The sequence below is a fragment of the Pantoea sp. QMID4 genome (assembly GCF_030270445.1).
Lineage (GTDB): Bacteria > Pseudomonadota > Gammaproteobacteria > Enterobacterales > Enterobacteriaceae > Pantoea > Pantoea vagans.
Map to the genome: position 1 here is coordinate 170,856 of NZ_BSXL01000004.1, position 24,877 is coordinate 195,732.

General features: G+C 53.4%; 17 protein-coding genes. 8 read left to right on the forward strand and 9 right to left on the reverse strand.

Features of this window, described 5'->3' with window-relative positions; all coding sequences use genetic code 11:
* Positions 1 to 71 precede the first annotated feature (71 nt).
* From infA to trxB, 5 genes are all read right to left on the reverse strand, one after another.
* Entirely contained in the window at positions 72 to 290 is a 219-nt protein-coding gene (infA, locus tag QSK07_RS10565) for a translation initiation factor IF-1 (RefSeq protein WP_002211347.1), read from the reverse strand.
* 345 nt (positions 291 to 635) lie between these two features.
* Positions 636 to 1,328 (reverse strand): leucyl/phenylalanyl-tRNA--protein transferase, encoded by a 693-nt coding sequence (gene aat, locus QSK07_RS10570; RefSeq protein WP_098051071.1) that lies wholly within the window; start codon positions 1,326 to 1,328, stop codon positions 636 to 638.
* 33 nt (positions 1,329 to 1,361) lie between these two features.
* A complete protein-coding gene (cydC, locus tag QSK07_RS10575) occupies positions 1,362 to 3,092 on the reverse strand; it encodes a heme ABC transporter ATP-binding protein/permease CydC (RefSeq protein ID WP_285720737.1) in 1,731 nt (576 codons plus the stop codon).
* Entirely contained in the window at positions 3,092 to 4,864 is a 1,773-nt protein-coding gene (cydD, locus tag QSK07_RS10580) for a heme ABC transporter permease/ATP-binding protein CydD (RefSeq protein ID WP_285720736.1), read from the reverse strand. Before cydD ends, cydC begins: the two co-directional genes overlap by 1 nt.
* Positions 4,865 to 5,007: 143 nt before the next feature.
* On the reverse strand, positions 5,008 to 5,976 hold the full coding sequence (gene trxB, locus QSK07_RS10585) for a thioredoxin-disulfide reductase (protein WP_098051068.1): 969 nt from the start codon (positions 5,974 to 5,976) through the stop codon (positions 5,008 to 5,010).
* Positions 5,977 to 6,496: 520 nt separating this feature from the next.
* Here trxB and lrp point away from each other — a divergent pair.
* The 6 genes from lrp (at position 6,497) to QSK07_RS10615 (ending at position 15,694) form a co-directional block, all read left to right on the forward strand.
* The gene (lrp, locus tag QSK07_RS10590) at positions 6,497 to 6,991 is read left to right on the forward strand and encodes a leucine-responsive transcriptional regulator Lrp (RefSeq protein ID WP_006118610.1); all 495 of its coding nucleotides are present in this window, start codon (positions 6,497 to 6,499) and stop codon (positions 6,989 to 6,991) included.
* 118 nt (positions 6,992 to 7,109) lie between these two features.
* A complete protein-coding gene (locus QSK07_RS10595) occupies positions 7,110 to 10,697 on the forward strand; it encodes a DNA translocase FtsK 4TM domain-containing protein (RefSeq protein WP_285720735.1) in 3,588 nt (1,195 codons plus the stop codon).
* 177 nt (positions 10,698 to 10,874) lie between these two features.
* Positions 10,875 to 11,486, forward strand: a complete 612-nt coding sequence (lolA, locus tag QSK07_RS10600) for an outer membrane lipoprotein periplasmic chaperone LolA (RefSeq protein WP_003849334.1) — start codon at positions 10,875 to 10,877, stop codon at positions 11,484 to 11,486.
* A gap of 7 nt (positions 11,487 to 11,493) precedes the next feature.
* The gene (locus tag QSK07_RS10605) at positions 11,494 to 12,837 is read left to right on the forward strand and encodes a replication-associated recombination protein A (protein ID WP_098051066.1); all 1,344 of its coding nucleotides are present in this window, start codon (positions 11,494 to 11,496) and stop codon (positions 12,835 to 12,837) included.
* Positions 12,838 to 12,929: 92 nt separating this feature from the next.
* On the forward strand, positions 12,930 to 14,222 hold the full coding sequence (gene serS / locus QSK07_RS10610; RefSeq protein ID WP_098051065.1) for a serine--tRNA ligase: 1,293 nt from the start codon (positions 12,930 to 12,932) through the stop codon (positions 14,220 to 14,222).
* Positions 14,223 to 14,542: 320 nt separating this feature from the next.
* Entirely contained in the window at positions 14,543 to 15,694 is a 1,152-nt protein-coding gene (locus tag QSK07_RS10615) for an MFS transporter (protein ID WP_098053061.1), read from the forward strand.
* A gap of 52 nt (positions 15,695 to 15,746) precedes the next feature.
* On the opposite strand, the gene pflA is transcribed toward QSK07_RS10615, so the two are convergent.
* From pflA to ycaO, 4 genes are all read right to left on the reverse strand, one after another.
* Positions 15,747 to 16,487: a pyruvate formate lyase 1-activating protein gene (gene pflA, locus QSK07_RS10620; RefSeq protein WP_098051064.1), complete on the reverse strand. Its 741-nt coding sequence runs from the start codon at positions 16,485 to 16,487 to the stop codon at positions 15,747 to 15,749.
* Between the two features lie 162 nt (positions 16,488 to 16,649).
* Entirely contained in the window at positions 16,650 to 18,932 is a 2,283-nt protein-coding gene (gene pflB / locus QSK07_RS10625) for a formate C-acetyltransferase (RefSeq protein WP_285720734.1), read from the reverse strand.
* Between the two features lie 71 nt (positions 18,933 to 19,003).
* A complete protein-coding gene (gene focA / locus QSK07_RS10630; protein WP_285720733.1) occupies positions 19,004 to 19,864 on the reverse strand; it encodes a formate transporter FocA in 861 nt (286 codons plus the stop codon).
* A gap of 373 nt (positions 19,865 to 20,237) precedes the next feature.
* Complete coding sequence (ycaO, locus tag QSK07_RS10635; protein WP_285720732.1) at positions 20,238 to 22,001, reverse strand: 30S ribosomal protein S12 methylthiotransferase accessory factor YcaO; 1,764 nt, start codon at positions 21,999 to 22,001, stop codon at positions 20,238 to 20,240.
* A gap of 326 nt (positions 22,002 to 22,327) precedes the next feature.
* On the opposite strand from ycaO, the gene serC reads away from it, so the two are divergent.
* Positions 22,328 to 23,413, forward strand: a complete 1,086-nt coding sequence (serC, locus tag QSK07_RS10640; RefSeq protein ID WP_275219778.1) for a 3-phosphoserine/phosphohydroxythreonine transaminase — start codon at positions 22,328 to 22,330, stop codon at positions 23,411 to 23,413.
* A gap of 82 nt (positions 23,414 to 23,495) precedes the next feature.
* Positions 23,496 to 24,782 carry a 3-phosphoshikimate 1-carboxyvinyltransferase gene (aroA, locus tag QSK07_RS10645; protein ID WP_098051059.1) on the forward strand — a complete coding sequence of 429 codons (1,287 nt, stop codon included), beginning with the start codon at positions 23,496 to 23,498 and terminating at the stop codon, positions 24,780 to 24,782.
* The last annotated feature ends 95 nt before the right edge of the window (positions 24,783 to 24,877 follow it).

Consider the following 24,877-nt stretch of genomic DNA (forward strand, 5'->3'; position numbering starts at 1 on the left):
GTGAAAAAGGCCGGATTAAAATCCGGCCTTTTTTTTTGCTGCAATATGCAGAGCGATGAGATTACTGCAAATTAGCGACTACGGAAGACAATGCGGCCTTTGCTCAGGTCGTACGGGGTCAACTCAACGGTCACTTTGTCACCCGTCAGGATGCGGATGTAGTTTTTGCGCATTTTACCGGAGATATGAGCAGTGACCACGTGTCCGTTTTCAAGTTCTACGCGGAACATGGTGTTAGGCAACGTATCCAGTACGGTACCTTGCATTTCAATATTGTCTTCTTTGGCCATCGAATCCTCTGGGTGTACTACCTTTCAGTTGAACCGGCAAGATAATGCCCAATTCAACGATTTATGTAAAGAACCGTCGGCGATTTTGCCAACGCTTTGCAGGGATGCACGTCAGTTGCGCGCATCCGGTAAAATTAGGGTGTTTAAGGTGACGTCTGCAGGGGATTAGCGGGCCAGGAATCTGAATCAACCGGTTACATGCGCACGATTGAAAACAGTTCCGAGAGTGCGTTGAGATTCCCAGCCTGGCAATTCCGGCTCGTTATTGCGAAACGCGGACGACATACCAAACCCGGCTATTATACCACTTATGCGCCTTTATGTGTGCAAAACATCTCTGCACGGCTAAAAAAGCGTTTGGGTCTGCCAGCAGCCATCGCTGACCGGCTGGTAAGCAAGGCTTTGTACATATTGCAGATAATCAGCACGCGGGATTTCCTGCGCGCCCAGCGAGGCAGTATGGGGATTAAGTACCTGACAATCAACCAGTTGGCCCTGATGCCGGATGAAATGCTGACAAAATACCCATAGTGCGGTTTTGGATGCATTCTGCTGACGACTGAACATCGACTCACCGCAGAATATTTGCCCCATTGCCAGCCCATACATGCCACCCACCAGTTGATGTTCATCCCACACCTCGATGGAGTGCGCGTGGCCAAGTTCATACAGTCGCAACCAGGCACGCTTCATCTCAAAGGTAATCCAGGTGCCTTCCTCGCGACCGCTGGCGCAGCCCTCAAGCACCTCGGCAAAAGACTCGTTCATTGTCACCCGATAAGGTGAACGATTGTGAAAACGTTTCATGCTGCGGCTGAGATGAAACTGTTCTGGTAGCAGAACGGCCCGGGGATCGGGCGACCACCAGAGAATGGGATCACCGGGCGAAAACCACGGAAAGATACCGTGCTGGTAAGCGTTAAGTAACCGGGCAGGGGAAAGATCACCGCCCATGGCCAGCAGGCCGTTTGGCTCACGCAGCGCCATCTCAGGCGGGGGAAAGAGCAGAGATTCCCGTGACAGTTGTACCAGTCTCATCGCGTTAAGTTACTCATCGGCATTTCGCTAAGACTATAACGCAATACGCTGCCGGAAACGCCAGTAGCGCCCCGCTTTTGAGATTAATTCCGTATGACTGCCCTGTTCAACAATCTCGCCATTATCCATCACGCAGATACGATCCATACGCTCCAGGCCACTCAGCCGGTGAGTAACCATGATTGTGGTTTTTCCGGCGGTCAGCCGTTGCAGCAGGGCGAGAATATGTTGCTCGGTGGTGGCATCCAGCCCTTCAGTAGGCTCATCCAGCAGCCAGAGATCGCCGTCGTGCAGTAACGCACGCGCCAGCGCCAGCCGGCGCAGTTCACCGCCAGAAAGTGGGCGACCCCCTTCGCCCATCCAGGCGTTTAATCCTTCCTGGTTCTCAAGCAGGCGCTGCAGGCCAACGTCGTTCAGTACACGGCATAGCTTCTCATCAGTGGCATCGGGACGAGCCAGCAGCAGGTTATCGCGCAGGCTCTGACTGAAAAGATGAACCCGCTGCGTCACCACGCTGATACGCTGGCGCAACGCGGGCTCTGACCAGGCGGTAATCGGCAGATCATTCAGGCTGATGACACCGTGCTGGCTCTCACGGGCGCGGGTCAGCAGCGCCAGCAGCGTCGATTTTCCGCAGCCGGTCGGTCCCAGTAGCGCAATATGTTCACCCGCGGCCACCTGCAGGGAACAGCCGTTGAGTACCTTATCCGGACGGTCGGGGTAGCTGAAGTCAAGCCGATCGATACTGACGTCGAGCGGTCCTGATCGGGCGTCTGACTGTGCCGGAAAGGTGATCTCGGGTGACTGATCGATAATGTCATTAACCCGTTGCGCGGCGGTTGTCACCTGCGACATAGGCAGAAAAGCGCCTGCAACCGGTGCCAGTGCCTCAAAGGCGGCCAGGGCGCAGAACACCACCAGGGCAATCAGCGAGCCGGGTAACTGCTGTTCACTGATTGTCGCAGCACTAAGCCAGAGCAGCAGGGTTACGGTTACGCCGCTGACCAGCAGCAGCAGGCTCTGGGCGGCGGCCTGTAAACGGTGTTGCTGGCTCTGTGCCTGCTGCCAGCGCTGTTCATCCTGGTCAAGTTGCTGACGCCAGCTCTGTGAGGCACCATATAACGTAAGTTCAGCCTGCGCCGCCAGCCACTGCATCAGCTGCAGACGCCAGCGGGCGCGTCCACGGGCAATCGCGATGCCTGCCGGTGAGCCCAATTGATAAAACAGCGACGGCATCAGAACCAGCGTACTCAGCATGATACCGCCCAGCGTCAGTGCCAGCGGAACATCAATAAAACTCATACCAAGGGTAACGACCACTATCACCACAAATGCGCCGAGCAGCGGCGACATGACGCGCAGATAGAGATGGTCCAGCGTATCAACATCGGCGACAAAACGGTTGAGCAGATCCGCCTGGCGGAACTGTGACAACTGTCCCGGCGAAAGTGCCATCAGGCGGCTGAAGGTGTGGACACGCAGATGCTGAAGCACCCTGAACGTCGCATCATGGCTGACCAGACGTTCAGCATAGCGTGCGGCGGTGCGGACGATCGCAGCGCCACGGACGCCTGCCGCGGGCAGCATATAGTTGAAGGTATAGAGACCCGCTACGCCTGCTACTGACGATGCGGCGAGAAACCAGCCTGACAGGGTCAGCAGGCTGATGCTGGCCAGCAGGGTAACAATCGCCAGCACGATGCCTAATGCAAGACGGAAAGGGTGGCGCAGCCAGAGACGAAGAAAAGGACGCAAGGCCGACATCAGCGGATCTCCTTTTGACGATACTTCAGCATCTCGCTGAAGGCACCAGGCTGTTGCGATAGCTGCTGCCAGTTACCCTGTTGCACCAGCTTACCCGCCTCCATCACCCAGAGGGTCTGCCAGCGACTCAGCGTATCAATCTGATGGGTAATCATCAGGGTTGTCTGGCGAGCAGCCGCCTGGTTCAGGGCCACCATGACATGACGTTCGCTGAGTGCATCCAGGCTGGCTGCGGGTTCATCAAGCAGCAATAAATGTGAGGATTTATAGAGGGCGCGTGCGACCGCGACCCGCTGTGCCTGACCCACCGACAGCTGATTACCGCCATCGCCGGGCTGAGTTTCAATCCCGCTGGGCAGACGAGGCAGGAACTCGTTAATGCCACACGATTCCAGCAGCGTCGCAAAGCGCTCGCTATCCCAGACCGCATTCATCACAATATTATCGCGCAAGGTGGTGGCCGGTAACTGAGGATTCTGTCCTACCCAGCTAAGCTGCTGATGCCAGTCGCTCCGCCGTATATCACGCAGTTCAATGCCGTTCGCTTTCAGCGAGCCCTGATAAGGCAGAAAGCCAAGCAGGGCGTTCATCAGTGCCGTTTTCCCGGCTCCGCTCTGACCGACCAGCGCAATCTGCTCGCCAGCGGCAATAGTGAAAGTGAGCGGGCCGCAGAGCACCTGACCATCGGGCGAGCAGATCCGCAGCTCATCGGCGACAAGCGCGATGGAACGGTCGGCTGTGAAAGGTAACGGACCCTCCTCCTGCGGCGCGGCGTCCGGTGTTGCCTGCATAAAGGTTTCAAGTGCATCGGCACCCCCAACCGCCTGGGCTTTGGCATGATAGAACGCGCCGAGATCGCGCAATGGCTGGAAAAATTCCGGGGCGAGGATCAGCACCAGGAACCCGGCAAACAGCGTCACGCCCTGGCCATAATCACCGAAATGCAATTCACCCAGATAGGAGAAGCCAAAATAGACGGCTACCACAGCAATGGCTAACGAGGCAAAAAACTCCAGCACGGCGGAGGAGAGAAACGCTAAACGCAGCACGTCCATGGTGCGCTGGCGAAAATCGGTGGTGGCGTCGGCAACCGCCTGCTGCTCTGCTTCACCACGATGAAACAGCCGCAGCGTTTCTCTGCCGCGCAGACGGTCGAGAAAGTTACCGCTCAGGCGGGCCAGCACCAGGAAGTTGCGGCGATTGGCTTCGGCCGCACCCATGCCGACCAGCGCCATAAACAGCGGAATTAACGGCGCAGTGGCAAACAGGATCAGACCCGCCGTCCAGTTCAGCGGAAAAACAGTCAGCAGAATGCAGCAGGGGATCAACACTGCCAGCGTCATCTGCGGCAGATAGCGAGCGTAGTATTCCTGCATCTCTTCGATCTGCTCCAGCAGCAGGGTTGCCCAGCTACCGGCTGGTTTTCCCTGTATCCATGCCGGGCCCAGCACAGATAGCCGGTCTAAGACCTGCTGACGTAACGCCTGACGGATAGCCTGCCCCGCCCGATAACCGGTCAGCTCGCGGGCATAGTTGATCAGGGCGCGCAGTGCGAAGCAGAGCAGTAACAGCAGGATGCTGACAGTCAGGGTTTCACGCGGCTGCTGGTCTATGATCAGCGCCTGCAGCAGCGAGGCGAGTAAACCCGACTGGGCAATGATCAGCAGGGCACTTACCATGCCCAGCAGCGTGTTGAGCCGCAACCAGCGACCGGCAAAACGACGTTGCTGACGAAGCCAGCGGGTAAGATGCTGCTGCCGCGATTTGTCCATGCGAGACCATGCTAAATGTCGGTGACAGGGGAAAATGGAAAGACAATTCCATCTCTTCAGGCGCCAGAATTTAGCATGAGAGCCATAAAAAAGGCGACGGAAAAACCGTCGCCTGGAACATTTGAGATCAGAGGGTTAACAACTTACCGATCGTTTTTAACCAGCCCGTCAAGAAAACGCTCAGCGTCTAACGCCGCCATGCAGCCGGTGCCCGCCGAGGTGATCGCCTGACGATAGATATGGTCCATCACATCGCCTGCCGCAAAGACGCCTGGAATACTGGTCTGAGTGGCGTTGCCGTGCAGACCCGACTGAACTTTGATGTAACCGTTCTCCAGCGCCAGCTGACCTTCGAAGATGGCCGTATTCGGACTGTGTCCGATAGCAACAAACAGACCCGCGACTTCCAGCGCTTCTGTTTCATCACTGTTCTGAGTAGAACGCAGTGTCAGACCTGTCACACCCATCTGATCGCCTGTGACTTCATCCAGCGTACGATGGGTGTGCAGCACGATATTGCCATTGCGCACTTTTTCCATCAGCCGGTCGATCAGGATCTTCTCTGCGCGGAAGCTGTCACGACGGTGAATCAGATGCACTTCAGCCGCAATGTTCGCCAGATAGAGCGCCTCTTCAACGGCTGTGTTACCCCCGCCAATCACTGCAACTTTCTGGTTGCGATAGAAGAAACCGTCACAGGTTGCACAGGCAGAGACTCCTTTGCCCTTGAACGCCTCTTCAGACGGCAGACCCAGGTAGCGAGCTGATGCACCGGTTGCGATGATCAGGGCATCTGCTGTGTATACGCCGCTGTCGCCAGTGAGAGTGAACGGACGGTTCTGCAGATCCACGGTATGAATGTGATCGAAAATGATCTCAGTATTGAATTTTTCGGCATGCTCGTGCATGCGCTCCATCAGCGATGGACCTGTCAGATCGTGCGGGTCGCCCGGCCAGTTCTCCACCTCAGTGGTTGTGGTCAGCTGTCCGCCTTTTTCCAGACCGGTGATCAGCACCGGGTTCAGGTTGGCGCGTGCAGCATAAACGGCTGCGGTATAACCCGCTGGGCCGGAGCCCAGAATGAGTAACTTACTGTGTTTGGCCGTACTCATGCGTTCCTCAGTTTCATTCGGCTGACATAGCCTGCGATTGTAGGGAATATCCGGCGACAATAACAAGACTTAGCCAATTTTGTTAACGATAGCTGCAAGTGGCGTAGACGATGAGCGACGGTTTTGCCTGGTCAATGCGCCAGAATGGGGCAAAAATCGGCTTTATAGGGTGCAAAAGTGGAAAAATACTCATTTAAAAACAGATACCCAGCGGTCTGTCTGGCATCTTGTCCTGAATTTGGTGATTTTACTTTGACAATCGCCTGCGCTTTTGCGAAAACATTATCAGAAGCGAATAACATTTATCGGAACAAAACAGGTTTTCCTCGCCTGTTTTGCGTGTAACGCCGAATAAAAGCAGCCTGATATGGATAATGACGCATGATGTGGACAGACAACATGCGTCATATCGATAGGAGTCAGATCACAGGCTCTGTTAGCTCACTTCAGAAATGCCCCGAACATTGAGCGTTTTCAGGGCGTGGCAGGTAAAGGGAAGGAATTAAGAGAGACAATAATAATGGTAGACAATAAGAAACGCCCCGGGAAAGACCTCGACAGAATTGACAGGAACATTCTGAATGAACTTCAGAAAGATGGTCGCATTTCAAACGTAGAGCTTTCTAAACGCGTAGGCTTATCGCCTACGCCATGTCTTGAGCGTGTACGCCGTCTGGAACGCCAGGGATTTATTCTTGGTTACACCGCGCAGTTAAACCCGCACTATCTGGATGCCTCTCTGTTGGTATTCGTTGAGATTACTCTGAATCGTGGTGCGCCGGATGTGTTTGAGCAATTTAACGCCGCTGTGCAAAAACTTGAGGAAACTCAAGAGTGTCACCTCGTTTCCGGCGATTTCGACTACCTGCTGAAAACGCGCGTACCTGATATGTCTGCCTACCGTAAGCTGCTGGGTGAAACCCTGTTGCGCCTGCCGGGCGTAAACGACACGCGAACTTATGTGGTGATGGAAGAGGTCAAACAGAGCAATCGACTGGTGATCAAAACTCGCTGATGCGGGGCAGGTGCAAAACCTGTGAGATTTCGGTACACTCCTGTGCATTCATACAGGATCAGCGTCGGGCTTGCCCGACGCTGTTGCTTCTTACTTTACAGGCACCTGGAGAGTCCTCTTGAGCCAGGAATATACAGAAGATAAAGACGTTTCGTTACAATCGCTGAGCAGTGGACGTCGTCTGCTGGAGGCGTTGCTCATTCTGGTGGCGCTGTTTGCCATTTACCTGATGGTTTCACTGGTCAGTTTTAACCCTTCCGATCCGAGCTGGTCGCAAACGGCCTGGCATGAACCTATCCATAATATCGGCGGCAGCGTTGGTGCCTGGCTGGCTGACACCTTACTTTTCATCTTTGGTGTGATGGCGTACGCCATTCCGCCCGTCATACTGGGTTTGTGCTGGATTGCTTTCCGTCAGCGCGACAGCCAGGACTATTTTGACTACTTTGCCGTGGGGTTACGCTTAATCGGCGTTCTTGCGCTGGTGGTAACGACCTGTGGTATGGCAGCGCTGAACGCTGATGATATCTGGTACTTCGCTTCGGGCGGCGTGATTGGTAGTCTGGTCAGTAATGCTATTGCCCCCTGGTTCAGTCCGGCTGGCGGCACGCTGATGCTGCTCTGCGTCTGGGCAGCGGGGATAACCCTGTATACCGGCTGGTCCTGGCTCACCATTGCAGAAAGAATTGGTGGTGTCGTCATGGGCGTACTGACATTTGCCAGCAACCGCTCACGCCACGATGAACCCTGGCAGGAAGGGGATGACGAGCGGGACGTGCAAGATTATGCGGATGTCCCTGCACTGCATGCCGCCGATCAGGATGATGACGTGCTGCTGTCTGCTCCGCGTGCTGTCGATCAGGATGATGATGTGCTGCTTGCCGCGCCACGCGCTGCCGCTCAGCCTGTTACGACACAGCCGGATCCGCTACTGGCGAAAGCAGCAGCCGCAACCAGTGCGGCGGTAGCCGCCACTGCGGAAGCTGCAGAAGTGACTATCGCTCCCGCAGCGCCGGTTAACGCGGCGCCTGCTGCAGCGGCCTTAACTGCATCGGCGCCTGCCGCGTCAGCAGCAACACCTGCATCGCCGACGGCACAACCTGCTCCAGCAGCTGTACAGAGCACCCCTGCATCCTATGGTGCCGCGACGGCCCCGACTCCGGTGCAGAGTGCTTCTGCACCCGCAGCCTCACCACCGCTTTACCACTTTGAAATGCCAGATGAAGCTCCGGCCGCGCCGTCGTTTAATGCTTACGACGATGACGAACCTAAAATGGGTAACTGGCGTGACACGTCAGCGATCCCAGCGGCCGCTACAGCCGCCGCTGCCGCAACGGCGGCCACACGTACTGCGCCTGTTTTCGATTTAGCCCCTGAAACCAATCTGAATCCGCAGGTTAAACAGGGTATCGGACCGGCGCTGCCGCGTCCTAATCCGGTAAAACTGCCTACGCGTCGTGAGCTGGCCTCTTATGGCATTAAGTTACCTTCTCAGCGCATGGCTGAAGAGAAAGCCAAAGCGGAAGAGAGCGAAACGGTATCGGCAACGTCGGTTTCCACAGCACCTGATGCTGAAGAGGCATTGCAGCAGGCTGAACTGCGTCAGGCCTTCCAGTCTGAACAACAGCAGCGTTACGGCACCAGCTGGCAACAGGACGAAGAAGAGGAGCAGGATGCGCAACAGCAGGATGAACTGGCGCGTCAGTTCGCCGAGCAGCAACAGCAGCGCTATGAACCTGAAGTGAGAAAAGAGCCGGTATTGAACATTGATACAGCCTCCGCGTTCGATTTTTCACCGATGAAAGATCTGGTGGATGACGGCCCGTCTGAACCACTGTTTACCATTGCTGCGACGCCGGAGCCGGAAGCCCCTGCAGTTTCACACGAACCGTGGCAGCAGGTGAGTGAGGTCTCAAGTCCTCAGGCGCCGGTTCAGGTGCCTGCACCTGCCCGTTCTGTACCGGCAGAACCTGTATATAGTGCGCCAGCGGCACCTCAGGCACCGGCTTATTCTGCGCCTGCTTATGGTACGCCTTCAGAGCCTGAAGCGGGTTATGCCGCGCCATCTGCGCCTGTGTATGCTGCACCAACGGCGCCTCAGGCCCCGGCTTATGGCACGCCAGCCGTTGAGCCGGTTCAGCCAGTTGAAGAAGCGAAACCTTCACTGCATGACAGCCTGATCCATCCGTTCCTGATGCGCCACGAGCAGCCGCTGGAGAAACCGTCCACGCCACTGCCTTCGCTGGATCTGCTGACGGCGCCTCCTGAAGAGGAAGAGCCGGTTGATATGTTCTCGCTGGAGCAGACTGCCCGTCTGGTGGAGTCACGCTTAGGCGATTACCGCGTCAAAGCCGAAGTGGTCGGCATCTCACCCGGCCCGGTTATCACCCGTTTCGAGCTTGACCTGGCACCGGGTGTAAAAGCAGCACGTATCTCTAACCTGTCGCGCGACCTGGCACGATCACTCTCGACTGTCGCGGTTCGCGTGGTGGAAGTGATCCCTGGCAAACCTTATGTGGGCCTGGAACTGCCAAACAAACATCGTCAGACCGTTTATCTGCGTGAAGTCCTGGATTGCCCTAAATTCCGCGACAACCCATCGCCGCTGGCCGTCGTGCTGGGTAAAGACATTGCCGGTCAGCCTGTCGTGGCCGATCTGGCGAAAATGCCGCACTTACTGGTTGCCGGTACCACCGGTTCCGGTAAGTCTGTGGGCGTAAACGCCATGATCATCAGCATGCTTTACAAGGCGACACCGGAAGACGTTCGCTTCATTATGATCGACCCGAAAATGCTGGAGCTGTCGGTCTACGAAGGTATTCCGCACCTGCTGACCGAAGTTGTCACCGACATGAAGGACGCCGCGAATGCGCTGCGCTGGAGCGTCGGCGAAATGGAGCGTCGCTATAAGCTGATGTCTGCGCTGGGCGTGCGTAACCTGGCGGGTTACAACGAGAAAGTGGAGCAGGCCGAAGCGATGGGCCGTCCAATACCTGATCCGTTCTGGAAACCGGGCGACAGCATGGATATGACGCCGCCGGTGCTGGAGAAACTGCCGTATATCGTGGTAATGGTCGATGAGTTTGCTGACCTGATCATGGCAGTGGGTAAAAAAGTTGAAGAGCTGATTGCCCGCCTGGCACAGAAAGCCCGTGCGGCGGGTATCCATCTGGTGCTGGCAACACAGCGCCCATCCGTGGATGTGATTACCGGCCTGATCAAAGCGAACATCCCGACACGTATCGCCTTCACCGTTTCGAGCAAAATCGACTCCCGTACCATTCTCGATCAGGGCGGCGCGGAGTCATTGCTGGGTATGGGTGATATGCTCTACATGCCGCCAAATTCCTCCCTGCCGGTTCGTGTACATGGTGCCTTTGTGCGTGACCAGGAAGTGCATGCGGTGGTTCAGGACTGGAAAGCACGTGGTCGTCCACAATATATCGACAGTATTACGGCAGGCGAAGAGAGCGAAAGTGCCGGTGGCATTGATAGCGATGAAGAACTTGATCCGCTGTTCGATCAGGCAGTCGGTTTTGTGGTTGATAAGCGCCGCGCCTCGATTTCAGGCGTTCAGCGTCAGTTCCGCATCGGCTATAACCGTGCGGCACGTATCATTGAGCAGATGGAAGCACAGGGTATTGTCTCTGCACCGGGACACAATGGTAACCGTGAAGTGCTGTCGCCACCACCACACGATATGTAGGGGTTAAATGTTTTGAAACACTACTTAATGAGCCAGTTCCGACTGGCTCATTGTTTTTACGCGGTTAAGCCCCATATCTGGATCAGCTTTCGGCTTTTTCCTCTGTTCTGTTGGCGGAACGGCGACCAGGCTTACTGTGGTTATTAATGGGAACGTTTAAATAAGGAATTGAAGCAGATGAAATTACGCGTAATCGCTCTGGGCCTGTTGGCCACCTTTTCTTCAGCCAGCGTTCTGGCTGATGCTTCCAGTGATCTGCAACAGCGCCTCAATAAGGTCAGCAGCTTCCATGCCAGCTTCACGCAAAAAGTGACCGACAGCAGCGGCGCGAATGTGCAGGATGGTGAAGGCGAATTGTGGGTTAAACGTCCCAGCCTGTTTAACTGGCACATGACCGCGCCGGATGAAAGCATCATCATCTCTGACGGCAAATCGCTGTGGTTCTACAACCCATTTGTTGAGCAGGCGACCGTTAGCCTGCTGCAGAATGCGACCAGCAACACACCGTTTATGCTGATTGCCCGCAACCAGTCGAATGACTGGAAGCAGTACAACATTAAACAGCAGGGTGACAATTTCGAGCTGACTCCGAAAAACAGCGATGGCAACCTGAAACAGTTCACCATTCAGGTGACCTCCAGCGGCACCATTAACCGCTTCAGCGCTATCGAACAGGATGGCCAGCGCAGTGATTACCAACTGAAAAGCCAGCAGAATGGCGCTATCAGCCCGGATAAATTCACGTTCACACCGCCAAAAGGCGTGACGGTGGACGACCAACGTCAGTGAGGTCACGGTGAGTAACCTGTCCCTGGATTTTTCCACCGAAAATTTCAAACCTCTGGCCGCGCGTATGCGGCCAGAAACATTGAAACAGTACATTGGTCAGCAACATCTGCTGGATGCGGGCAAACCTCTGCCGCGCGCGATTGAAGCAGGGCACCTGCACTCGATGATCCTGTGGGGACCACCCGGGACCGGCAAGACGACACTCGCTGAAATTATTGCGCATTACGGTAACGCCGATGTGGAGCGTATCTCAGCAGTCACTTCGGGTGTGAAAGAGATTCGTGAAGCGATTGAGCGTGCCCGCCAGAATAAACATGCCGGGCGGCGCACCATCCTGTTTGTGGATGAGGTCCATCGGTTCAACAAGAGCCAGCAGGATGCTTTTCTGCCGCATATCGAAGACGGCACGATTACCTTTATTGGAGCGACCACCGAAAACCCCTCTTTTGAACTCAACTCCGCATTGCTGTCACGCGCCCGCGTTTACCTGCTGAAATCACTGACGACCGAGGATATTGAGCAGGTGCTGGATCAGGCGATGCAGGACAAAGCCCGTGGGTATGGCGACAGTGATATCGTGCTGCCGGACAATACACGCAGGATGATCGCTGAACTGGTTAATGGCGATGCACGCCGGGCGCTGAACACGCTGGAGATGATGGCGGATATGGCTGAAATCACCGCTTCGGGTCAGCGTGAACTGACGCCGCAGTTGCTTAACGAAGTCTCGGGTGAGCGATCCGCGCGTTTTGATAACAAAGGCGACCGCTTTTACGACCTGATTTCGGCACTGCATAAATCGGTTCGCGGTTCCGCACCCGACGCGGCGCTTTACTGGTATGCGCGCATTATCACCGCGGGTGGCGATCCACTCTATGTGGCACGCCGGTTGCTGGCTATTGCCTCCGAAGATGTTGGCAATGCCGATCCGCGCGGTATGCAGGTGGCGATTGCGGCCTGGGATTGCTTTACACGTGTCGGTCCGGCAGAAGGGGAGCGCGCCATCGCTCAGGCCATTGTTTATCTCGCCTGCGCGCCTAAAAGTAATGCGGTCTACAACGCGTTTAAAGCCGCTATGCGTGATGCGCGCGACCATCCCGATTACGATGTGCCGGAACATCTGCGTAATGCGCCGACGAAGCTGATGAAAGAGATGGGCCTGGGCAAAGAGTATCGTTATGCCCATGACGAAACCAACGCCTATGCCGCCGGTGAAGTCTATTTTCCGCAGGAACTGGCCAGCGCACGCTATTACACTCCAACCCAGCGCGGGCTTGAGGGTAAGATTGGTGAAAAGCTAAGCTGGCTCGCTGAGCAGGATCAAAATAGCCCGACAAAACGCTACCGCTGAAACAGACGTTACGGTAATGTGGGCAATGTTTTCAACGCATTCCGCAGGAATGCGCCCCTTCTTTCAACCAACTTTTTATACACAGGATAAGCATGCTCGATCCCAATCTGCTGCGTAACGAGCCAGACGCAGTCGCAGAAAAACTGGCACGCCGGGGATTCAAACTGGATGTGGAAACGCTGCGTTCGCTTGAGGAGCGTCGCAAAGTACTGCAGGTGGAAACTGAAAATCTGCAGGCAGAGCGTAACTCCCGATCCAAATCCATCGGTCAGGCCAAAGCACGTGGGGAAGACATCGAGCCGCTGCGTCAGGAAGTGAACGCGCTGGGCGAACGCCTGGATGCCGCAAAAGCAGAACTGGATGAACTGCAGAATCAAATCCGTGACTTTGCGCTGGCGCTGCCTAACATTCCGGCAGATGAAGTGCCGCTGGGCAAAGATGACAGCGAAAACCAGGAAGTGAGCCGCTGGGGTACCCCACGCGAGTTTAGTTTCCAGGTTAAAGATCACGTTGAGCTGGGTGAAGCGGCGAAAGGCCTGGATTTTGCGGCTGCCGTGAAACTGACCGGTTCGCGCTTTGTAGTCATGCAGGGTCAGATTGCCCGCCTGCACCGTGCACTGAGTCAGTTTATGATTGACCTGCACACTGAGCAGCATGGCTACCTTGAAACCTATGTGCCTTACCTTGTCAATCACGAAACGCTTTATGGCACAGGACAGCTGCCTAAGTTTGGTGAAGACCTGTTCCACACCCGTCCGCTGGAAGAGCAGTCAGACAGCAGCAACTATGCGTTGATTCCTACCGCGGAAGTACCGCTGACCAACCTGATGCGCGATGAGATCGTGGAAGAGGATAGCCTGCCGGTTAAACTGACCGCGCATACGCCATGCTTCCGTTCTGAAGCGGGTTCTTACGGTCGTGACACGCGCGGCCTGATCCGTATGCACCAGTTCGACAAAGTTGAAATGGTGCAGATTGTCACGCCGGAACAGTCAATGGATGCACTGGAGGAGTTGACAGGTCATGCGGAGAAAGTGCTGCAACTGCTGAACCTGCCGTATCGTAAGGTTTTACTCTGTACCGGCGATATGGGCTTCGGATCGACCAAAACCTACGATCTGGAAGTCTGGCTGCCAGCGCAGAATACCTATCGTGAAATTTCATCCTGTTCCAATATGGGTGATTTCCAGGCCCGTCGTATGCAGGCGCGTTACCGCAATAAGCAGGAAAAGAAACCGCGTCTGGTTCATACCCTGAATGGCTCAGGACTGGCCGTAGGCCGTACTCTGGTCGCGGTGCTGGAAAACTATCAGCAGGAAGATGGCCGCATCACCGTGCCTGAAGTCTTACGCCCTTACATGAATGGCGTCGATATCATCGGCTAAGCGATTCACAATTCTTAAACCCGGCCATGGCCGGGTTTTTTTATGCCTGTTATCTGAGAAAAAAGGATTTATTGAGACTGATTTTAATCACAAATAAACGTTATCGATACCAGGTGCGCCGGAACGCTTAAAAATCTAATATTTCATAGAGATAGCATTCAGCAATATGCCGCATAACATAATTGTAACTCACTGAAGATTAGTAAATTAAATTGTCCCGCAGCAAAATGTGCTGCTGTCAGATTCAGCCCATTGACTTTAAAAAAGCCAGTGGCAAACTGCGCGCAATTTCCTTCATTTTGCTCTGGTTTCTAACCCCTATGTCAACCTGGTCACGCCCCGTGATATTGCTGCTTTGCGGCCTGATGTTAATGACTGTCGCCATTGCCGTGCTGAATACGCTTGTTCCATTGTGGCTGACGCATGACTTACTGACAACCTGGCAGGTAGGCATCGTAAGTTCTTCTTATTACACCGGCAATCTGGCAGGTACATTGCTGGCTGGCTGGTTAATCAGGCATTACGGGTTTAATCGCAGTTATTATCTGGCAACCGGACTCTTTGCCGTGGCAACGATTTGCCTGGCAACAATGGAAGGTTTCTGGGCATGGAGTTCGCTTCGTTTTGTCGCGGGCGTAGGCTGTGCACTGATGTGGGTCGTGGTTGAAAGCGCACTTCTTTGTAGCGGAACCGTCCGCAATCGTGGACAGCTACTGGCTGCCTATATGATTGTTTATTATCTCGGCACCGTAACCGGTCAGTTACTGGTCAGCACCCTCTCTACAGAATTACTGAGTGTAGTACCCTGGGTCACTTCACTGGTGTTCTGTGCAGTACTGCCTCTGGTCTTTACACGTGTATCAGCTACCGGTGAAGCGGCTGAAACGGCACCGGCTCGCATCTGGCCAATGCTTCGTCGTCGCAGTTCACGTCTCGGCATTAATGGCTGCATTATCTCCGGTATCGTTTTAGGCTCGCTTTATGGCCTGATGCCGCTTTACCTGTCGCATCAGGGAATGAGTGATGCCAATGTCGGCTACTGGATGGCGTTACTGGTCAGCGCAGGTATTGTCGGTCAGTGGCCAGTTGGTCGCCTGGCCGATCGTTTCGGTCGCCTGCTGGTGCTGCGGGTGCAGGTCTTTGTCGTTATCCTGGGTGCGATGGCTATGCTAACCAATGCCGCAATGGCACCAGCACTGTTTGTTCTGGGGCTGGCGGGCTTCACCCTTTATCCGGTGGCGATGTCCTGGGCTTGTGAGACGGTTGCACATCATGAGCTGGTTGCGATGAATCAGGCGCTGCTGATGAGTTATACCGTTGGCAGTCTGGCTGGACCGGCAATGACCTCCGTTCTGATGCAGAATTACTCTGACCGACTGCTGTTTGTGATGATCGCTGCAGTAGCGCTGATCTATCTGCTGATGCTGCTGCGTAAAGCGGACCAGCAGGCGACGCCAGTGGCACATGCCTGATCGCTGAACAGTAAAAAGGGAGCGTTAAGCTCCCTTTTTTGTGACCGATTCTTCAGTACATCACTTCGTGGCCGTAGCTGGCGAGAATGTTTTTAACGCGTTCCATCGTCTCTTTCCCCGGTGGTTTTACCCCATCCAGCTTGTACTCTTCACCCATCGCAATCCATTTATGCTTACCCAGCTCGTGATAGGGCAGCAATTCAATCTTCTCGACGTTCTCCATATCACGTGTGAATTCACCCAGCCGATGCGCGGTGTCATCATCGTCAGAATAGCCAGGTACCACAACAAATCGGATCCAGGTCCGCTTGCCTTTTTTCTGCAGGTAGCGGGCAAAATCCAGCGTACGATGATTGGATACACCCACCAGAATCTGATGCACATCGTCATTCATCTGTTTCAGGTCGAGCATCACTAAGTCAGTCACGTCAAGCAATTCGTCGATTACCGGATCGTAGCGGCGTACGAAGCCATTGGTGTCAAGACAGGTATGGATGCCTTCGGCCTTGCAGGCGCGAAACCAGTCACGCACAAATTCAGCCTGAAGAATCGCTTCACCGCCTGACGCAGTAACACCGCCGCCAGAGGCATTCATAAAGTGGCGATAGGAGAGCACATCCGCCATCAGCGCCTCGACGCTGATCTCTTTGCCGGCGTGAGTATCCCAGGTGTCACGGTTGTGACAGTAGAGACAGCGCATGAGGCAGCCCTGGAAGAAGGTGATGAAACGGATGCCGGGACCGTCAACGGTCCCGCAGGATTCAAATGAGTGGATACGACCGTTAACTGACATTGCGATGTTTCTCCAGTGAGTCTGCCGGGACAGACGGCGCAATCTCTGTTGCGCTCAGGGCAGGAAATCGATTCTGGTGGGAACCTTGATGAAGATGACCATCAGAACAGACTTTTAAGGAAAAGGCTCCGCGAGGAGCCTTTTTATCGGGTTTAGCCGTGATTACAGTGACTGTGTGAAGGTACGGGTAATCACATCCTGCTGTTGCTCTTTAGTCAGTGAGTTAAAGCGTACAGCGTAACCAGAAACGCGAATCGTCAGTTGCGGATACTTCTCCGGATGCTCCATCGCGTCCAGCAGCATTTCACGGTTCATAACGTTGACGTTAAGGTGCTGGCCGCCTTCGATGCTGGCTTCGTGATGGAAGTAACCATCCATCAGGCCGGCAAGGTTGGTTTTGCGCACATTATCATCTTTACCCAGCGCGTTTGGTACGATTGAGAAGGTATAGGAGATACCATCTTTCGCGTAGGCAAAGGGCAGTTTAGCGACAGAAGTCAGTGAAGCCACCGCACCTTTCTGGTCACGACCATGCATCGGATTAGCACCAGGTCCAAACGGTGCGCCAGCGCGACGTCCATCCGGGGTGTTACCGGTTTTCTTACCATATACCACGTTCGAGGTGATGGTCAGAACAGACTGCGTCGGCACGGCATTACGATAGGTAGTCAGCTGCTGAATTTTCTTCATGAAGCGTTCAACCAGATCGCAGGCCAGGTCATCAACACGAGCGTCGTTGTTACCGAACTGAGGATATTCACCTTCGATATCGAAGTCGATCGCCAGACCATCTTCGTCACGGACCGGTTTCACTTTGGCGTATTTAATTGCAGAAAGTGAATCCGCAGCAACAGAGAGACCGGCGATACCACAAGCCATGGTGCGATAGACATCCCGGTCATGCAGAGCCATCAGTGCCGCTTCATAGCTGTACTTATCATGCATGTAGTGGATGATGTTCAGCGAAGTCACATACTGTTTTGCCAGCCAGTCCATGAAGTGCTCCATACGCTCCATGACGGTGTCGAAATCCAGCACGTCGTCGCTGATTTTGTCGCCTTTCGGTCCGACCTGCATTTTCAGTTTTTCATCCACGCCGCCGTTGATTGCGTAAAGCAGCGTTTTCGCCAGGTTGGCACGTGCGCCAAAGAACTGCATTTGTTTGCCGACAATCATCGGGCTAACGCAGCAGGCAATGGCGTAATCATCATTGTTAAAATCAGGACGCATCAGATCATCGTTCTCATACTGCAAAGATGAGGTATCGATAGAAACTTTAGCGGCGTATTTTTTAAAGTTAATTGGCAGTTTTTCTGACCATAGAATGGTCATGTTTGGCTCAGGTGAAGGACCCATGGTGTAAAGGGTATTCAGGAAGCGGAAGGTGCTTTTTGATACCAGTGTACGACCATCAACGCCCATACCTGCCAGTGATTCAGTTGCCCAGATTGGATCACCAGAGAACAGCTCATCATATTCCGGGGTACGCAGGAAGCGCACCATGCGCAGTTTCATGACCAGATGGTCAATCAGTTCCTGAGCCTGTTCTTCCGACAGCTTACCGGCTTTAAGGTCACGCTCAATGTAAACATCCAGGAAGGTTGAGACGCGGCCAAACGACATGGCAGCACCGTTTTGTGATTTAACGGCAGCCAGATAACCATAGTAAGTCCACTGAACAGCTTCCATTGCGTTGGTTGCCGGGCTGGAAATGTCATGACCATATTTTGCGGCCATCTCTTTTATCTGGGCCAGTGCATGATGCTGATCGGAGATCTCTTCACGCAGACGAATGGTCGCTTCGAGATTCACACCGTTCTCTAAATCTGCCTGCAGTGATGCGAACTGTGCGAATTTATCCGCCATCAGGAAATCGATGCCGTATAACGCCACACGACGATAGTCACCGATAATACGGCCACGGCCATAAGCATCAGGAAGACCGGTCAGAATACCTGATTTGCGGCAGCGCAGAATGTCCGGAGTATAAACATCGAATACACCCTGATTGTGTGTTTTGCGGTATTCGGTGAAGATTTTTTTCAGAGAAGGGTCGAGTTCACGGCCATACACTTTGCATGAACCTTCAACCATTTTGATGCCGCCATAAGGAATGATGGCGCGTTTTAATGGCGCTTCAGTTTGTAGCCCAACAATTTTTTCCAGAGACTGATTAATGTAGCCCGCGTCGTGCGAGGTAATCGTGGAGGCGAGATCGGTGTCGAAGTCGACTGGCGCGTGGGTGCGGTTCTCAATTTTGATGCCTTCCAGCACGCTTTCCCACAGTTTGGTGGTCGCTTCAGTGGCGCCCGCCAGGAATGACTCATCACCTTCATAGGGGGTGTAGTTTTTCTGAATGAAGTCGCGCACATTGACGCTGTTCTGCCATTCGCCTTCAGCAAATCCTTCCCATGCTGAAGCCAGTTTTGCATTAAGTTCGGTCATAATATACCTGCCTTATATGAAGAGACTTTACGGTCGGGCACAGTCAACGTCCTGTGCCGTCAAAAATGCGTTTAATGTACCTGGTCACCGTTGCGGAGATAGATAATCCAGTAAGTCAGACCAACCAGAACGCCACCGCCGATGATGTTACCGATGGTGACGGGAATCAGATTGTGGAGAATAAAGTTACTGACTGTCAGCGCGTGAAACTGTGCAGCCGTGGTGCCAGCAGCCTGCCAGAACTCAGGTGTTGCGAAGTCACGAATAGTAATGGCGTAGGGAATGAGAAACATATTGGCGATGCTGTGTTCGAAACCGCTGGCGACAAACATTCCAACAGGCAGAATCATCACGACCAGCTTATCGGTCAGGCTGCGACCGGAATAGCTCATCCAGACGGCGAGGCAGACCAGCAGATTAGCTAAAGTACCCAGACAGACTGCTTCTAAGAAGGTGTGATGCATCTTGTGATCGGCGGTTTCCAGGACATTTAAGCCCCAGGCACCGTTCGCAACCATATGTTGTCCGGCAAACCACATCAGGGCGACAAAGAAGAGTGCACCTGCCAGGTTACCGGCGTAAACATTAATCCAGTTGCGGGCCAGCTGACCCCAGCTGATGCGACCACTGGCTTTAGCCACGACGATTAATACCGTTGAGGTAAAAAGGTCGGCACCACACACCACGACCAGCATCAAACCGAGTGAAAAGCAGATACCGCCAATCAGTTTGGCTATGCCATAGGGCATCGCGCCGCTGCCGGTAGTTGCTGTAATATAAAAAACGAATGCGATTGAGATGAATACGCCAGCATTTATTGCCAGAAAGAAGGTAGTAAAGGGATGTTTGGTTGCTTTATAGATACCCGCCTCTTCGGCCACTTTCGCCATTGCGGATGGTAATAAAAGATTAAAAGGGTTGTCAGTTTTCACACTAACTTACTCCTGAAGTTGTCTGAAAAAATACTAACAAAGGAGTATCAATCGGTAATTGATGTGGATCATGTTTGCCGAAAGGGTAGCCATCATCTCGCATGTAAATGAAAAAATAATAGCGTAACTTCATGAAAATAAAGGTTTAAATAAATTTTAAAAATACAAATATATTTTAATAGGATGCGGTTGCTCGCACTTTTAATTCAGTCTATGTTACGAATTAATATCGTATATGTTAAGTGAAATGATGCAATGTGGCGGAAGGTATTTTCATTACAGCTGATGTTTAATTGAGACAGAGGGAAACTATGGCACCAGATAAATCCAGTGCCATATTGAGTTATTTTTTTCCAGCTCCAGGCGTTATGCCTTACGCTTTTTTCCAGTAATGACGTTTAGCAGCTTGCAGTTTTTCGTAGGCAGCAAGCAGGGATTGATGGGCCGGGAATGCCTGCAACGCTTCATCCACAGCCTGAAGCCCGTTAAACGGATTCTCACCACTAATAGCGGCGGAAGCCGCTTCCATTGCGTTCTCACCATACATACGCAGGAAGGCGTGATGATACTGCAGCGGATCGCGCTCATCTTCCATTGCCAGTAACAGGAGGGTCTGCAGGCAACGATAGTAGTTAGCCCGCTCTGGCGTAAAGATTGAGCTGTTAAACTCCATTGTCCATTCTGTCCAGATCAATGCCTGATCCAGATCGCCGCCCGCCAGCGCCAGCATCGCTTTTAATTCGCCAATACGAAGCGTGTACCAGCCGTTGTCTTTACCGGTTGCCAGTCCCAGCAGCTCGCGAACACGGGTGAAGTCGTCAAAACCTTCATCATCCAGCTGTCCAATCAGATCCAGATACTCTTCCGGATTCCAGTTGCTGTCAGGCAAAGCAAGCAGAGTTTCACGCATGCCAGCACCCATGCTGTTATTCGCCAGGAACAAATCTTCCGCCGGGTAAATATCAGACATGCCAGGTACGATGATGCGGCAGGCATAGACACCCAGGTGCTCGTAGTCAGCGATATAGACTTCCTGATCTTCTGAAGCGAAGATCGCCATCAGCGTAGCAAATTCCTGCTCAGTGCTGCCTGCGAAAGACCAGTCGACAAAGGGATAATCCGCCGTCTCTTTAAACAGATCCCAGGAGATCAGACCGCTTGAATCGATGAAGTGTGTTTCAAGGTTGGCATGTTCAGCCACTTCTTCGTCATCAAAGGTTGGTGGTGTAAACACATCCAGATCTTTGAGGCTGCGACCCTGCAGCAACTCGGTAACGGTACGCTCCAGCGCCACACCGAAATCGGGATGCGCACCAAATGAGGCAAAACAGGTGCCGTTGGTCGGGTTAAACAGCACCACACAGATAACCGGATATTTGCCGCCCAGCGAGGCGTCATAGGCGAAAATCGGGAAGCCTTCTGCCTCCAGGCGTGCAATCGCCTCAATGACGTCAGGATAACGCTGCATCACCTCATCAGGAATCGCTGGCAGGCTGATTGCTTCAGCAATAATGCGGTTTTTAATGTAGCGCTCGAACACTTCTGACAGCCCCTGAACACGCGCTTCATTCGCGGTGTTGCCCGCCGACATGCCATTTGAGACATAGAGGTTGCCGATGATGTTCATCGGGATATAGACAGTTTGCTGATCGGACTGGCGGGTAAAGGGCAGAGCGCAGATACCACGCTCAGTATTGCCGGACTGCAAATCAATCAGGCCGGAAGCCGTCAGAGCATTGTCGGCATCGTAAAACGCATGCAGGCGCGCATCCAGAATGCCTTCAGGTAAGGAATCATTCTCCGGTAACGCAAACCATTTTTCATTGGGATAGTGGACAAAATCACCGCTGGCGATCTTTTTCCCCAGCCAGAAGTCAGCAAAAAAATAGTTAGTAGAAAGACGCTCAAAATACTCGCCCAGTGCAGAGGCCAGTGCCGCTTTTTTACTGGCTCCTTTACCATTGGTAAAGCAGAGCGGGCAATCGCGGTCGCGGATATGCACAGACCAGACATGGGGAACAGGATTAAGCCAGGAGGCTTCTTCAATATTAAAACCAAGATCCTGCAGCTTGTTCTGGAAACGCGCGATGGAGTCTTCCAGTGCGGCATCTTTGCCCGGGATAAATGTTTGCGTCATAGTGCCGCTCTCTCTGTTGTCATAGGGTGCGTAAAGCGCGCCATGATACGGATTTTGCTTACTGACCGCTATCAGGGCGGGACATTTTTACCGGCTTAGTTTACCGGCGTAGTTTTCATCACAGCGGCACTCTGGCCAAACGCAGATTGATGGAGCTGGATAAAGCCTCATAAAATTCCGTTCAGATTTGCATTGGTAACATAACCTCCGGCGAGCCGGATTCAGAAAATGTGACCGCACCCTGATTTATGATTGCAGCTATCAGAATGCAGTGATAAAACCGGATGGTTATTCATAACCGTTCGATATGACAGTGGTGAGGGGAAATGACGCAAGTTTATAATTTTAGCTCTGGCCCGGCGATGCTACCGGTTGAAGTCCTTCGTCGTGCAGAACAGGAGCTGACGAACTGGCGCGGTCTGGGAACCTCTGTAATGGAGATCAGTCACCGCAGTAAAGAGTTTATTCAGGTGGCTGAGGAAGCGGAGCAGGACTTCCGTGATCTGCTAAAAATACCGGCTAATTACAAAGTTTTATTCTGTCATGGCGGCGCGCGTGCGCAGTTCGCTGCTGTACCAGGTAATCTGCTCAGGCAAGCGACCAGCGCTGACTATGTTGATGGCGGCTACTGGGCGCACAGTGCAATAAAAGAAGCGGAAAAGTATTGCTCCCCACGCACGCTGGATGTAAAAACCACCCGCGATGGTAAACGTGCCATTCTGCCGATGAGCGAATGGCAGGTGAGTGATGCGTCTGCTTACCTGCATTTCTGCCCGAATGAAACTATCGATGGCATCGCTATTGATGAACAGCCCGATTTCGGCAGTAAAACGGTTGTCGCTGACTTCTCATCTACCATTCTGTCACGTCCGATCGATGTGAGCCGCTATGGCGTGATTTATGCCGGCGCACAAAAAAATGTCGGTCCGGCAGGATTAACGCTGGTCGTCGTTCGCGAAGATCTGCTGGGTCAGGCGCACGCCTCTGTACCTTCAATTCTTGATTACAAAGTGCTGGCCGATAATGATTCGATGTTTAATACCCCGCCAACATTTGCGTGGTATCTCTCAGGCCTGGTGTTTAAATGGCTGAAAGAGAAGGGCGGTGTAGCTGAAATTGATCGTATCAATCAGGCAAAATCTGACCTGCTTTATGGCGTTATCGATCACAGTGGCTTCTACCGTAACGATGTGGCTAAAGAAAACCGCTCACGCATGAATATTCCTTTCCAGCTGGCGGATGCGTCACTCGATGCGCTGTTCCTTGAAGAGTCATTTAAGGCAGGATTGCATGCGCTTAAAGGCCATCGTGTAGTAGGCGGTATGCGTGCCTCTATTTATAATGCGATGCCGCTGGAAGGTGTGAAAGCGCTGACCGATTTCATGGTCGACTTTGAACGCCGTCACGGCTGATTATTAAGATATCAGCGTTGATGCTGATGCCAGACCTCGCCATACGGCGAGGTCTCTGTATTTTTTGAGGATTTTGTTTCACATGCAGGACTCCCTGACTCTCCAACCGATCGCGCGCGTCGATGGCACCGTAAATCTGCCCGGTTCAAAAAGCGTTTCCAATCGCGCATTGCTGCTGGCTGCGCTGGCTGAAGGTACAACCCGTCTCACTAACCTGCTCGACAGCGATGATGTGAAGCATATGCTGAATGCGCTGACCGCGCTGGGCGTAAGCTATACGCTTTCCAGCGATCGTACCGTGTGTGAAGTGACGGGAAATGCCGGGCCGCTGCACTCCTCTCAACCGCTGTCACTATTTCTGGGCAATGCCGGAACCGCAATGCGTCCTCTGGCCGCGTCACTTTGTCTGGGTGAGCACGATATCGAACTGACTGGCGAACCCCGCATGAAAGAGCGTCCAATCGGCCATCTGGTTGATGCGCTTCGTCAGGGTGGCGCAATCATTGATTACCTGGAAAATGAAAACTATCCGCCGCTTCGTTTACGCGGAGGTTTCACCGGGGGAGACGTCAGCGTGGATGGCAGCGTCTCCAGTCAGTTCCTGACTGCGCTGCTGATGACCGCGCCGCTGGCACAGCAGGATACCTGTATCACGATTAAAGGCGATTTGGTTTCCAAACCTTACATTGATATCACACTCAATCTGATGCAGTGCTTTGGCATTGAGGTTGAGAATCAGAGCTATCAGCGCTTCCTGATCAAGGGACAGCAACAGTATCGGTCACCAGGCGATTACCTGGTTGAAGGCGATGCCTCTTCCGCCTCCTATTTCCTGGCCGCCGCCGCAATAAAAGGCGGGACGGTTCGCGTCACCGGTATCGGACGCCAGAGTGTGCAGGGCGATATCCGTTTCGCTGACGTGCTGGAAAGGATGGGCGCTGTAATTGAGTGGGGCGATGATTACATTGCCTGCACAGCCGGAAAACTGCAGGCTATCGATATGGATATGAACCATATCCCTGATGCTGCAATGACCATTGCGACCACCGCGCTGTTTGCAGAGGGCATTACCCAGTTACGTAATATTTATAACTGGCGGGTAAAAGAGACCGATCGACTGAGCGCAATGGCCACTGAATTACGTAAAGTAGGGGCGGAAGTCGAAGAAGGTCATGATTTCATCCGTATTACACCGCCAGCATCGCTGATTCATGCTGATATTGGCACCTACAATGACCACCGCATGGCGATGTGTTTTTCTCTGGTTGCACTTTCTGATACGCCGGTAACCATTCTTGATCCTGGCTGTACAGCGAAGACCTTCCCGGACTATTTTGTTCAGCTGGCTAAAATCAGCCAGCACGCCTGATATTGCCTTTCCGGTGCGGTTCCGCACCGGATCTCTCCCTGATTTAATCTGGCTGCAACCGCACCGATATCCTCTGAATTGACTAACATTTCGAA